We start from the raw sequence: 12,302 nt of genomic DNA, 5'->3' as shown, positions 1-12,302 counted from the left end.
CCAAGGCTATAGCGGCGCTCAGTCGCTGGCCGGCAGCGGCTTGACCTCTTTGAGGTGCAGCTTGGTGTCACCGACGCTCAATGACCCGGCGCCCGGTTTGGTCACCAGCACCTCGGCCCCGTCGTCGTCGACGTAGCGCTTGCCCATCACGGAGCCGTCGGCGAACGCCGGGTCGAGTCGGCCGGAGCGCTCGGCGCCGATCGCCACCATCGGTACGCCGCCGCAGCGCAGGTCGTCGAGGCTGTCCGCACTTCTGACCACGATGACCTGGGTATCACAGACCTGGCTGGCGAGGCGGGTTCCGTTCTTGATCATGATGTCGTTCCTGCTAGTTCTTCGATGATCTCCCGGCGGAGTACCTTGCCGGTGGCGGTCGTTGGCAGCTCGTGGCGAAACACTACCCGGTCCGGGGTGCGTGATCCGCGCAAACTCTCACGTACATATTCGCGCAATTCCTCCGGGTCCGGGTCGGCGCCCGCCGATGGCACCACGACGGCGACGATGGCCTGGCCCCACTGCGGATCCTCGACGCCCACCACGGCGACGTCGCGCACCTGCGGGTGTTCGATCAGCACCTCTTCGAGCTCGGCGGGCGCGATGTTCTCACCGCCGCGGATGATGGTGTCGTCGCTGCGTCCGCCGATGAACAGGTAGCCGTCCTCGTCGAGCATCGCGATGTCCTTCGTGGCAAACCAGCCGTTCTCGTCGAGCACCGAACCGACACCGGTATAGCGCCCGGACACCTGCTCGCCGCGGACGAACAACTCGCCGGTGTGGCCGGGACCCAGCACGGTGCCTCCCTCGCCACGGATCTGCACCTCGACGCCGGGCACCGGCCGCCCGACAGATCCCAATCGCCGCGCCAGCGCGGCGTCCGACGCCGAGAGCGAGGCCCGGTGGTCGTCAGGGGTCAGGACCGCGATCGTCGAGCTGGTCTCGGTCAGGCCGTAGGCGTTGACAAAGCCGACGTCCGGCAGCAGTTCCAGGGCACGGCGGACCAGCGGCAGGCCCACCCTCGAGCCGCCGTAGGCCAGGTTGCGCAAGGTGGGCAGCTTGTGTTCGCCGGTCTCCAGCACCGAGACGATACGGTCCAGCATGGTCGGCACCACGGTCGCGGTGGTGACCTGTTCCGCGTTGGCCAGCCGCACCCATTCGTGCGCGTCAAAGTCGGTCAGATACACCATCTTTCGACCGGCGTACAGGTTTGACAGCGCCGCCCCGACCCCGGCGATGTGGTAGGGCGGCACGCAGATCAGTGCGGCGTCGCCGCTGTCGGCCGAGGCGAATTCGACTGTCCCGGTGACGTAGCTGGTGAGATTGTTGTGGGTGAGTTCGACGGCTTTGGGCTGCGACGTGGTTCCCGAGGTGAACAGCACGATCGCCACCGCGTCGGGGTCGGCAAATTCCGACACCGGATCGGCGCTGCCGGCCAGCGCCAGGAATTCGTCCGAACTCATCGACGGTGCATCGCCGAGCATCCCCCCGTAGCGGTCGTCGGCGATCACCAGGGGTTCGGGCAACCGGCGGATCAGGGCCCGGATGCCGTCGGCGGACAGCCGATAGTTGATCGGGGTGAAGGTCAGCCCGGCGCGCGCCGAGGCGAAGATCAGCAGCGGCAGCGTCGCCCCGCCGGTGCCGACGTACACCACATGCCGGGCATTCGACGCCGCGAGTACCCCGGCGCCGCCGTCGGCGAGGTCGCTGAGCTGCTGAGTCGTCAGCCGCAGTTCTCCCGAGACGACGGCCGTGCGGTCAGGGTTGCTCGACGCAGCCATCTCGAGCAGCAGCGAAACGCTCATCGGCGACCCTTCTCCGATCCCCGGACCTTTACAAATCTAGCTTTCAGTGTAACCCATGAGGGTCGCCGTTCGAGGGCAGCGACAGCGACACCGCAAACCAGGTCACGGGCTTGTGAAAGGCCTAGCGCCAGGCCGAGATTCGCGGAATCCAACCGGGAACGTTGCGGCGGTACTCGATGTATTCGGTGCCGTAGCGCTGTCGCAGATGCGGCTCTTCCCAGAATCGGATGGTGATCACCTGGACCGCCCAGAAGGTGGCAAACCACAGCAGCAACCAGCCCGACGCGGCTACGGCCGCCTCACCGAGCAGGATGCACAGCACACCGCTGATCATCGGGTTGCGCACATGCCGATACGGGCCCCGCACCACCAGCTGTACCGGTTCTCCGAGCGTGCTGCCCACCCCGAGGGTGCCGTGGCCCACCCGGTCGAACAGTGCCACCGTCCAGATCAACAGGCCGATGCCGACCGCGATCAACAGGACACCGACCGTCGCCAGTCCGGCTGCCACCGGCGAATGGAGATCCGGCGCCCGTACCCCCGATGCGACCACGATCAGCGCCGGTATCACCAGGGTCATGGTCACCGGAGCGATCAGGAACGAGATCAGGTGCCGCCACCAGAGTTTTCTTTCGTGGGTAGTCGTCATGATACTTCAACCTCCGTTCAAGAATGAGCGTACGCCTCGGCCTCGCGATCATCAACGGGTGTTGAAGTATGCTCACCGGCATGACAGAAGCCCGGCGCAGCGGCCGGTGGCGCACCGGTCAGCAGAACAAGCAGCGCATCATTGCCGCCGCCCGCGAACGTTTCATGCGCGACGGCTACGAGCGGGCCACCGTCCGGGCGATAGCCGGCGACGCCGGCGTGGACGTCGCGATGGTCTATTACTTCTTCGGCAACAAGGAGGGGCTGTTCACCGCGTCGGCGCTGACCGGTCCCGAGCATCCACTGCATCAACTGGCCACGCTGCTGGACGAGGGGATCGACGAGATCGGCCCGCGGCTGGTGCGCCGTTTCCTGGAGCACTGGGACGAAGGTGCGGAGTTCGAGCCGCTGCTGACGCTATGGCGTTCGGCCGCGATTCAGCCCCAGGCCCGAAAGATCTTGCACGACAGCCTCGCCGGCCCGATCGCCGAGCGGCTCACGGCCGAGTTCGGAGTCACCGATGCGCAGTTGCGGGCCGAGCTGGTGGCCAGCCATCTGGCGGGGTTGGCATTCGCGCGGTACCAGCTGAAGATCGAACCGATCGCCTCGACCGGCGTCGACGAACTGGTCGCCTGGCTGGGACCCACCGTGCAGCGCTACCTGACCGATGAGGCGCCGTAACTACCGCGTCTGCTCGCGGGCTCAGGTGCCGGTCCAGCGCGGCTGGCGCTTCTCGGCGAACGCGATCGCGCCTTCCCTGGCGTCGTTGGACATGAACACCGGACCGAAAATCTTCAGCTGCTCCGCGAACCGGTTTTCCAGGCTCCAGCCACGTGATTCGGTGATGATCCGCTTGGTGGCGGCCACCGCCAGCGGCCCGTTGGCGGTGATCTTTTCGGCCAGCGCAATAGCTGCCTCGAGTGCCTTGCCCGGCTCAGCCAAGATGTTGACCAGACCCAGCATGTGGGCGCGTTCGGCGGGCAGGTTGTCACCGGTGAGCGCCAGCTCCATGGCGATCGCGTACGGGATGCGCTCGGGCAGCCGCAGCAGTCCCCCGCCGCCGGCGACCAGTCCACGTTTGACCTCCGGAATGCCGAACGCCGAATCCCGGGCTGCCACAATCAGATCGGTGGCCAGTGCCAACTCGGTGCCGCCGGCCAACGCGTAGCCTTCCACCGCCGCGATGAGCGGCTTGGCGGGTGGACGTTCGGTGAAGCCCAGGCCGCGGCCTGCGACCACGACGTTCTCGCCGCGGGCGAAGGCCTTGAGATCCATTCCCGCGCAGAACGAACCGCCCGCGCCGGTGAGGATGCCCACCGAGAGGCCGGCGTCGGAATCGAGGCGATCCATCGCGTCGGCCAGGCCACGGCTGACCGCGGCGTTGACCGCGTTCTTGGCCTTCGGCCGGTTGATCGTGATGATCAGGATCCGATCACGCTGTTCGACAAGGACTTCGGGTTCGGTGGTGCCGGATTCTTCACTCACAGTGGTTAGCAGCTCCTTCTGATGTGGATCATGCTGTGGCCGTCACGCTTGCGCCAGCGCCAGCTCGACGACTGTCAACTCTTCGGAAAGACCAGCGGCCCTTCGTATTTCAATAAAATCGGCGATCATGGCCTCGGTCACCTCGTGTGGATCCCTGAGGGTGGCGCCGTCGGTCAGCACCGAGATGTTGAGTTGGTCGACATAGCTCCACACGGTGATGTTCAGGCCGCTGCCCGCGGTCAACGGGCCCACCGAATAGATCTCGGTCACCAGCGCACCACCCACCCTGCCGCGTTCGCGCGGACCGGGAACGTTCGAGATGTTCAGGTTGAGGATCTTGTTCTGCCCGTCGCGGCCGGACATCCACCGAAACATCGCCTCGGCACCGGCCGGTGGAAAGTAGGCCGCCCAGCGGCTGATCAGTTCCGGTCCCAGCAGCTGGTGACTTTCCTTGGCGGACAACGCGTTCTCGCGACAGCCCCGCACCCGCTCCAGCGGGTCGTCACAGTCGGTCGGCAGCGCCACCAGCATGCCGCTGAAGTGGTTTCCCGAGATCCGCTGCGGTGAGAAGTCGTAGCTCACCGGGACGGAGGCGAGCAACGGTTCGGCCGTGCCGTCGTAGCGCAGCAGCAGGCTGCGCAGCGCTCCGGTGGACATGGCCAGCACCATGTCGTTGATCGTCGCCCCGAGCCTTCTCCCCGTCTCCTTCACATCGACCAGCGCCAGGGTGGCGGTGGCGAACCTGCGCTCCGGAGTGATCTTGTGGTTCATGAAGGTCGGCGGCGGGGTGAACGGCCGGGTCAATTCGGGAGAGAGCTTGCGCGCGCTGCGCCGCACCCGGGCCAGACCCTCCGCGGTATACCGCATTGTCGCGGGGACCCGCCCCAGGTGGCGCAGGTGGTCGACGAACGCCGAACTCATCAGCTCCCGCTTGCTCGGGGCCGGGTCCGACACGTACGGGTTGCCTTCCGGTCCCGGCAGCAGATCCATGCCGCGCGCCATCAGGTTTGCCGAAGCGACCCCGTCGGCCAGCGCGTGGTGAATCTTGGCGACCACTGCCACCCGGTGATTGGCAAGGCCCTCAACGAAATACATCTCCCACAGCGGGTATCTGCGGTCCAATGCGGTGCTGGCGATCTGACCGATCGCCTCGTCCAATTCGCGTCGGCCGCCCGGCGGGGGCAGCCTCCAGGGCCGGATGTGGTAGTTGAGATCGACCTCGCAGTGCTCACGCCACATCGGATGGTGGAACTTGAGCGGGATGTCGATCAGTTGATAGCCCAACGGCTCCAGCTTGCCCATGCGCCCGCCGATGACCTCGCGAAACGCGTCGATACCGAACTGGCGGCTGTCCGGGTCCAGCTCGATCACCGCGACCTTGATGGTGTGCATGTGCACATTCGGTGTCTCACTGTAGAGCAATACCGCGTCCCAGCCGCTGAGCCGTTTCACCGCAGCCCCCTGGTCATAGCGCGACTCTACAACCGGCGCATTCGGCCGGTGCCTAGATGACCTCTTTTGCGAACTGATTCCGGGTGCGGTGAACGTGGTTGAGGAATAGCGAGATCGCGTGGGTGGTCGGGCCGGTGCGAGCGCCGTCGAGCAAATCGAAGCCGTGGCCGGCCCCGGGCAATTCCACATAGGCCACCAGCGACCGCGACGCCGCACGTAGCCGCTCGACGAAGCTGCGCGCCTGCGCCACCGGGATGACCCCGTCGCGGCTGCCGTGAATGACCAGGAACGGCGGCGCATTGTTGTGCACCCGGGCTATCGGCGATGCATCCCGGTATACGTGCGGGTGGCGGGCGATCCTGCGATTGACCACGACCCGCTCCAAGAAGTCGACGAACCGCACCCGCTCCGGGGTGGAGCGGTCCTGCCAGTCGTAACGACCGTAGATACCGACCGCGGCGTCGACCGAGGTGTCGGAGCCCTCCGGTAACTCGCCCTGGTAGCCGGGGTCGTTGGCGGTGAGCCCGGCCAATGCGGACAGGTGGCCGCCGGCCGAGCAGCCCGCTATCGCGATGAAGTCACGGTCGCCGCCGAATTTGTCGACGTTGGCCCGCGCCCAGGCGATGGCGGCCTTGACGTCTTGGATGTGGCGCGGCCAGCGGTGGTGCGGCGCGACGCGGTAGTCGATCGACAGGCACACCCAGCCCTGCTCCGCCATGCGCGACAGCAGTGCATACCCCTGCATGGTGCGGCTGCCGTGTATCCAGGCGCCGCCCGGGACGAACAGCAACACGGGCGCGGGATGGGTGGGCAGCTCCTTGCGGCGCCACACGTCGAGCAACTGCGCCGGGCTGTCGCCGTAATGGACGCCACGGCGGTGCAGGTAGCGGCGGTGCCGCAGGGCTTCGCAGACCGGTGGGGTGCGCTGCGGCACCGGCCATTCGAGGTCCAGCTCGGCGGTCGCCACGATGCCCCGCAGCGCCGCGACCGAAACCTCGTTCGTACTGGCGCGGTCGCGACGGCGGAGGCCGCTGGTTCCCGGGGTGAGCCAGTCCTTGGCCCTGGTGGACACGAATTCCGGTGCATGCCGGGCACCCCAGACGCTCATCGCGGTGACACTGCCCAGCGGCTCGAGGTGCTTGCCGACCACCGGGAGCGAAGCCCCGGCGACGCTCAATGCCAGCAGATAGTCGCCCGGACGGGCCCGCAGCAACCATTTGACCTGGGACATCATTGTCGGGATTATCGGGCCGCTCGCCGTCATGGGGGGAGCGTACCCCGCCGGGTTCGCGCTAACCACGATCTCATTGGGGTGGTTCGCTGCTGCGCTGTGGGCTGCCGGCGCCCCATCGCCGCCCAACGGCGCGCCGGGCAGCGTAAACGATGGCGCTGACGGCGAACATCGCCGCGGTCAGCAGCAGCCATCTGCCCAGAAACGGCTGCTGGGTCTGTCCGGTCGCCGCCAGGTAGGTCGGTGCACCCTGTTCGATGATGCCGGGCAGGAAGATCAGCAGGGTCAGCCCGGATCCCAGCGCCGGGATGCGAATGTGGTTGCGCGCGCTGATCTCTGGGAGTTCTGGCTGAGAGCGGCCCGACCGACGCCCAGGCGCCGCCAGGACGTGGTCGGCCAGCGCGTATAGCGGAAAGAGCAGCAGGTCGTGTCCGATCACGGCGGCGGCGAACCAGACCGCGATCGACTGCCACCAGGTGCCGGGGTTCCACAGTGTGGCGGGCTTGAAGGTGGCCAGGAGGTAGCCGAGCAGCGCGAAGCCGGACAGCATGGTGAGCAGGTGTAGTGGATGCGCGCCGTAGTAGTGGCCGAACCGCTTTGTCGCTCTTAGCATTTCAGCTCGGCTCGAATTCGATGCCCGCGACCCATTTGGTGTTGTGCACACCCGGCAGCGCGGGAACGATGATGCGGGCCGGATAGCCATGATCAAGGGGTAGGTCGTCGCCGTTGACGCGCAGTGCAAGTAGCGCATCGGGATCGTTGATCTGGTTGGCCTGCAGCCGCGCGGTGCCGAATGCGCCGCCGCGCTGCAGCGATACCACTCGCGCCGAGCGTGGTGCCGGGACCCCGGCGATTCGAGCCAGGTCGGCCAGCCGGACCCCGGTCCAGGTCTGCACGGTCGACCAGCCTTCCACGCAGGCGATCGGCAGCCTGGCGGTGCGCTGCGGCAGTGCGGCCAGGGCGGCGCGATCCAGTACCACCTCCGCCGGACCGCCGCGCAGCGTCAGCCGCCACTTCTCGCCGACGCTGTCGGGTGCGATCGCGGCGGCTGCGGCGGTCTTGTTGACCGGGAAATCTCGGCCTCGTCCGCGAGGCAAGAGCAGTGCCGCGCTGCGCGCCGGCCCGCCGAGGGTCTGCCCGACGGTCAGCACCGCGATCAGCAGCACACCGGAGCCCACCAGGGCCAGGGCGCCACGCCTGCTCACCGTCGGCGCCGCCGGGTCGGCGGCCACCAGCCCGTCGGGATCCGGCGGTTCGGGCCGGGTGTCGGTCACGTTGGTGCGCAGCACTTCTCGCATCGACAGCGAGCGCAGCCCGGTGATCATGCGCGGAACCTTGAGCGCGATATGCATCAGGAAGCCGGCGATGAAAACCCACGCCCCGAAATAGTGCCCGGTGTAGAAGCTGAACCCGAAGATGTAGTCGTACTGGATGTTGAGCACCCCGGTGACGATCTCGAACAGCCCCCCACCGACCAGCATCAACAACGACACCCGCTCCAGCAGCTGGGCGATCGACCGCGCGGGCGGCCAGACGAACAGTTTCGGGATCACCGACCACAGCTTGGCCAATACCACCGGGATGATCAGCAGGCCCAGCCCCACATGGACACCCTGGGTCAGCCGGTACAGCCACGACGGATGGGTGGGCCAGGCGAATACGGGCAGCCGCAGCCACCCGACGTCGTCGGGGATCGCTTGACCCAACTGCGGTGCATAGGCGATATAGGACAGCAACCCGGTGATCACCACGATCGGCAACGTCACCAACAGCACCAGTCCGAACACCGATGTCAGCCACGGGCCGCGCAACGGGCTCCGAAAGCGGTTCAGCCGGTCCGCACCCGGCGGTGGATGACGCTCCACGGTGCGCCACAGGCTGGCGGGAAAGCCGTGGGCTGAGTCTTGTTGTCGCTCCGGAACGCCTACCGGGCCACCGGGCTGGCGATCAGCCGCCCGCCGATCCGCGCCAGACCCGGCTGCGCCGCCAGTGTCGCGGCGCTGTTTACGCCCACCGATGCCCTTCGAATCCACGGCCCGACCTCCCGCGCTGACTCTAGGCGAAGCCGGCGTGCACGGATACCAACGGCGCGCGCATCGAACTCGGCCACCGGACACCCTCCGCGGCACAGTAACTCGGCAGCTCGGGCCAGACCCCGCGGCGGGTCCCTTGTGCCCGATGCCGGCGGCGGTGGCACAACTCCGCCGCCACATCGTGCGCCCGCGTCCGGCCACATACTGGGTGGATGCGCGCCAACGTTGACGTCGTCCATCCGGATCTGCGCCGAACCGCCCGCTTCGCACCACGACGACTGGTCGGTCCCCGGACATTGCCGGTCATCCGGGCGCTGATCGCCCTGACCAGCCGCGGGACGCCCGGCGATGTCGAGGTGATCACGCTGGGCTCGGGTGCCGGCGTACGGCTCTACCGGGGCACCGGCGTTACCGAGCCGACACCGGCCCTGCTGTGGATTCACGGTGGCGGATATGTGCTGGGCAAGGCCGCCCAGGATGACCGGCTATGCCGCCAGTTCGCCCGGACGCTGGGCATCACCGTCGCCTCGGTGGAATACCGGCTGGCACCCGAGCACCCCTACCCCGCGCCGCTGGAAGACTGCTACTCGGCGCTGCGTTGGCTGGCCGCGCTGCCCGCGGTGGACCCGGGCCGGATCGCCATCGGCGGCGCCAGCGCGGGCGGCGGTCTTGCCGCGGCGCTGGCCCTGCTGGCACGCGACCGCGCCGAAATCGTGCCGGCATTTCAGCTGCTGACCTACCCGATGCTCGATGACCGCAGTTCCGCGGCCGCCGCCAACCCGCGCTATCGGTTGTGGGATAGCCACGCTAATCGGTTTGGCTGGGCGGCGTATCTCGGCGATGCGGACCCCCGAGTGGCCGTCCCGGGCAGACGTGCGGACCTGCACGGCCTGGCGCCGGCGTGGATCGGCGTCGGCACCCATGACCTGTTTCACGACGAGGATCTCGACTATGCCCGACGGCTGCAAGCCGCCGGGGTGCCCTGCCGGGTCGAACTGGTGCCGGGCGCGTTCCACGGCTTCGACCTGGTAGCACCGAAGGCCCAAGTGTCACAGCGATTCTTCGCGACGCAGTGCGATGTGCTGCGGGCGGCGGTGACGCCGGCGGGTTGATCCTCGCCGAGCGTAGCGCCACGGCGAAATTCCGGCCGGATTTTCGCCGTGGCGTTACGCTCGCGGGCAATCCGGGCCGCTGGTATAGGCGATCTCGCCGCCGACGATGGTTGCGGCCACCAGGCCGGCGTCCAGCTGAGCCAACACCGTCGCGGGCGGCTGCGACAGCACGCACAGGTCCCCAGGTTGCCCCGCCGCAACCGTGCGCGCCCGCCCGGGCTCATCCGAGTGACCCAGAAACATCGTCAAAGCCGTTCGCGCCGTGACACATTCACCGGGATTGAGCACCGCCCCGCCGGATGTGGCGCGATGCACCGCGGCGCGCATGGCCGCCCACGGGTCGCCGTGACCGAACGGCATATCGGTCGACAATGCCACCGGCACTTGTGCGTCCATCAACGACGCGACTCGCCAGAGCAGATGATGTTCGACGGCCGCGACCTCGGCGAGGTACTGATCACCGCGCTCGGCAACGAAATTCGGTTGAGTCACCACAGTCACCCCGAGATCGCACAGGTCGGCCACGTTGTCGTCGGGCACCACGGCGGCGTGCTCGATCCGATCGAGCGGATGGCCGCCGGCGGCGCGCAACGCCGCGATGGTCACCACCAGCTGAGCCGTGGTCACGCAGTGCACGGCCACCGGGCGGCCGGCGTGGTGGCAGCCGGCGATCCAGGCCGTGAGGGCGTCCAGATCCAGCCGCTCGTCATGCAGGATCTTCTTGCCCGGCGCCAAAAACCGAACTCGGGGCCGGAATTCGCCGCGGCGATGCGCCGTCAGCAATGACTCCATGTCGCCGGCACCGAGATCCGGGGTGGCGTCGGTGACTCCGGTCACGCCCATCGAGGTGAGCCGGTCGCTCAATCGCACAAGGTCGGCTTCGCGCCGTGGCAACCCGTCCGACCAACCGGAATCGGCGCTGGGCAGCCGACCATCGGGGTGGCCGGCCAGGCCGACGCTGCCCAGTGCCGCGGAGTTGAGGATCCACAGGGCGCCACTGCGATGCTGGATGCGCAGCGGAATATCGGGCACCAGCGCATCGAGTACGTCTCGGTCCAACCGCCCGGCGACGGATTCGTGATAGCCGATCGCGCGGATCCACCCGTCAGAGCTCGGCCTGGCCTTCGAAAGCGACTGCGCTAGAAGCTCTTTGGTGAGAACGGCGGGTGGTCCGACGAATAGCGATTCTAGAGCCGCGGCCGCCGAGCGCAGGTGCATATGGTGGTCATGCAGGCCGGGCAGCACTGTCCCGCCGGCGGCGTCGAGAACCCGTTCACCCGGCGCTGCGACCAGACCGTCGGCGACCTCGTCGATCAAGGCGCCCACCCGGATGTCGGCTCTCGTCCCGTCGAGCAAGGTGGCCCGCCGAATCAGCATGGCAACGCGCGTCTTTGACCGACGAGGCGGCGCACGGCGTCATTGTCTGCGCCGAGTTCGGCGGCGGCACCGGACGGCGGCGGCGGCGACGGTGGCGGCGCCGGGTATGTCGATGCCGATGCCGTCAGTGGTAGTGCGGCGTAGCTGGCGGCAACTGCTGCCAGGGATACGTCGATGAGTTCGCCGCCACCGCGCCCCAGCGATCCGCTGATCGCTTGGCTTGCCTCGATGCCGGCCAGCGGGTCGGCGATGGCGTCGCCGCAGAACACCGGCCCGTCGGCAGCCGATCCGACGAGTCCACCGGCCACCGCGGCATCGTCACCGAACGCCGGCCGTCCGGACTGTTCGCCATAGCCGGTGACGCGCAACCAGATTCGCCCAGGCCGCGGAGCGATGTGGTCGGGCCCGAGCCGACGTCGCGCCAACGCAGCAGGCCGCGAACCCTCGATCACGATGTCCGCGACGGTCAACAGCTGCCGCAGCTCGTCGGCCCGTTCTTCGAAATCGACGCAGTACGAGAGCTTTTCACCGTTGATCCAGTCGAAGAAGGAGGGGTTGCCGGCTCGGGTGCCGTCGGGGCGGCGCGGGCTTTCGATTTTCACAACGGTCGCCCCCGCGCGGGCCAAGAGGTGCCCGCAGAGCGGACCGGCCCACATCGACGACAGGTCGGCGACGAGCAGGCCGGCCGGTCCGCGCACCGCTCCGCGCGGCCCGAGGCGACGAATCCGCGGCGGTGCAGCCGTTGCCTCACCCAATGCCGCGGCGGGGATGTCGAGGAGCCGGGTCCGCTCGATGATCGTGGACACGCACGACGTCGCGGCCCACCGCCGGATGGCAGGCCAGGGGTCTTCGGGCAGCCGATCTGCCTGCAGCAGCGCGGGAACGGCGGCGACGTCGTCGGGGCGCGACAACGTGATCGCAAGCCAGCCGTCGGCGGCCGCGAGCAACCGGGTGGCTCCGCCGGCCGACACCCGGCCCCGGCGCGTCAGTCCCAGCAACCCGGCCCGTCCGGTCAGCAGCGTGGCCGCATCGGCGACGATCGTCTCGGCGCGGCGCAACGCGTTGGCGCGGGAGAAATCGGGCGGCCCGCCGGGCAGACCGGTCAAGCAGGCCAGCCCGCTCCTCCCCCACCTGGCCAGGGTGCAGCTCACCCAGCCGAGCGTAA

General features: G+C 68.2%; 12 protein-coding genes. 2 read left to right on the top strand and 10 right to left on the bottom strand.

Features of this window, described 5'->3' with window-relative positions; genetic code table 11:
- Positions 1–18: 18 nt before the first annotated feature.
- The 3 genes from MKAN_RS15870 to MKAN_RS15860 all read right to left on the bottom strand — a co-directional run bounded on the left by MKAN_RS15870 (position 19) and on the right by MKAN_RS15860 (position 2,448).
- On the bottom strand, positions 19–315 hold the full coding sequence (locus MKAN_RS15870) for a hypothetical protein (protein ID WP_023369739.1): 297 nt from the start codon (positions 313–315) through the stop codon (positions 19–21).
- Positions 312–1,799, bottom strand: coding sequence for a class I adenylate-forming enzyme family protein (locus MKAN_RS15865; RefSeq protein ID WP_023369737.1), 1,488 nt, complete (start codon positions 1,797–1,799; stop codon positions 312–314). The genes MKAN_RS15870 and MKAN_RS15865 overlap by 4 nt, the downstream gene beginning before the upstream one ends.
- A 121-nt stretch (positions 1,800–1,920) precedes the next feature.
- On the bottom strand, positions 1,921–2,448 hold the full coding sequence (locus MKAN_RS15860; RefSeq protein WP_023369735.1) for a methyltransferase family protein: 528 nt from the start codon (positions 2,446–2,448) through the stop codon (positions 1,921–1,923).
- Between the two features lie 80 nt (positions 2,449–2,528).
- On the opposite strand from MKAN_RS15860, the gene MKAN_RS15855 reads away from it, so the two are divergent.
- Complete coding sequence (locus MKAN_RS15855; RefSeq protein WP_036395902.1) at positions 2,529–3,128, top strand: TetR/AcrR family transcriptional regulator; 600 nt, start codon at positions 2,529–2,531, stop codon at positions 3,126–3,128.
- A 21-nt stretch (positions 3,129–3,149) separates the two neighbouring features.
- Here the strand turns inward: MKAN_RS15855 and MKAN_RS15850 are convergent, their stop codons facing one another.
- The 5 genes from MKAN_RS15850 to MKAN_RS15830 are packed head-to-tail and all read right to left on the bottom strand — an operon-like array spanning position 3,150 to position 8,492.
- On the bottom strand, positions 3,150–3,932 hold the full coding sequence (locus MKAN_RS15850; protein ID WP_023369731.1) for a crotonase/enoyl-CoA hydratase family protein: 783 nt from the start codon (positions 3,930–3,932) through the stop codon (positions 3,150–3,152).
- A gap of 42 nt (positions 3,933–3,974) precedes the next feature.
- Positions 3,975–5,384 (bottom strand): WS/DGAT/MGAT family O-acyltransferase, encoded by a 1,410-nt coding sequence (locus MKAN_RS15845; protein ID WP_023369729.1) that lies wholly within the window; start codon positions 5,382–5,384, stop codon positions 3,975–3,977.
- 52 nt (positions 5,385–5,436) lie between these two features.
- Positions 5,437–6,648 (bottom strand): alpha/beta hydrolase, encoded by a 1,212-nt coding sequence (locus MKAN_RS15840; protein ID WP_023369728.1) that lies wholly within the window; start codon positions 6,646–6,648, stop codon positions 5,437–5,439.
- Positions 6,649–6,688: 40 nt separating this feature from the next.
- Positions 6,689–7,228, bottom strand: a complete 540-nt coding sequence (locus MKAN_RS15835) for a hypothetical protein (protein WP_023369726.1) — start codon at positions 7,226–7,228, stop codon at positions 6,689–6,691.
- A 1-nt stretch (position 7,229) separates the two neighbouring features.
- Complete coding sequence (locus tag MKAN_RS15830) at positions 7,230–8,492, bottom strand: molybdopterin-dependent oxidoreductase (protein ID WP_042313708.1); 1,263 nt, start codon at positions 8,490–8,492, stop codon at positions 7,230–7,232.
- A gap of 368 nt (positions 8,493–8,860) precedes the next feature.
- Between MKAN_RS15830 and MKAN_RS15825 the strand changes: the two genes are divergently transcribed.
- Positions 8,861–9,760 carry an alpha/beta hydrolase gene (locus tag MKAN_RS15825; protein ID WP_023369722.1) on the top strand — a complete coding sequence of 300 codons (900 nt, stop codon included), beginning with the start codon at positions 8,861–8,863 and terminating at the stop codon, positions 9,758–9,760.
- A gap of 54 nt (positions 9,761–9,814) precedes the next feature.
- On the opposite strand, the gene MKAN_RS15820 is transcribed toward MKAN_RS15825, so the two are convergent.
- Entirely contained in the window at positions 9,815–11,137 is a 1,323-nt protein-coding gene (locus tag MKAN_RS15820) for an amidohydrolase family protein (protein WP_023369720.1), read from the bottom strand.
- Positions 11,131–12,288: a CoA transferase gene (locus MKAN_RS15815; RefSeq protein WP_036395873.1), complete on the bottom strand. Its 1,158-nt coding sequence runs from the start codon at positions 12,286–12,288 to the stop codon at positions 11,131–11,133. The genes MKAN_RS15820 and MKAN_RS15815 overlap by 7 nt, the downstream gene beginning before the upstream one ends.
- Between the last annotated feature and the right edge of the window lie 14 nt (positions 12,289–12,302).

The organism is Mycobacterium kansasii ATCC 12478 (assembly GCF_000157895.3).
GTDB classification, from domain to species: domain Bacteria; phylum Actinomycetota; class Actinomycetes; order Mycobacteriales; family Mycobacteriaceae; genus Mycobacterium; species Mycobacterium kansasii.
This window is presented reverse-complemented; position numbering and strand designations above follow the sequence as displayed.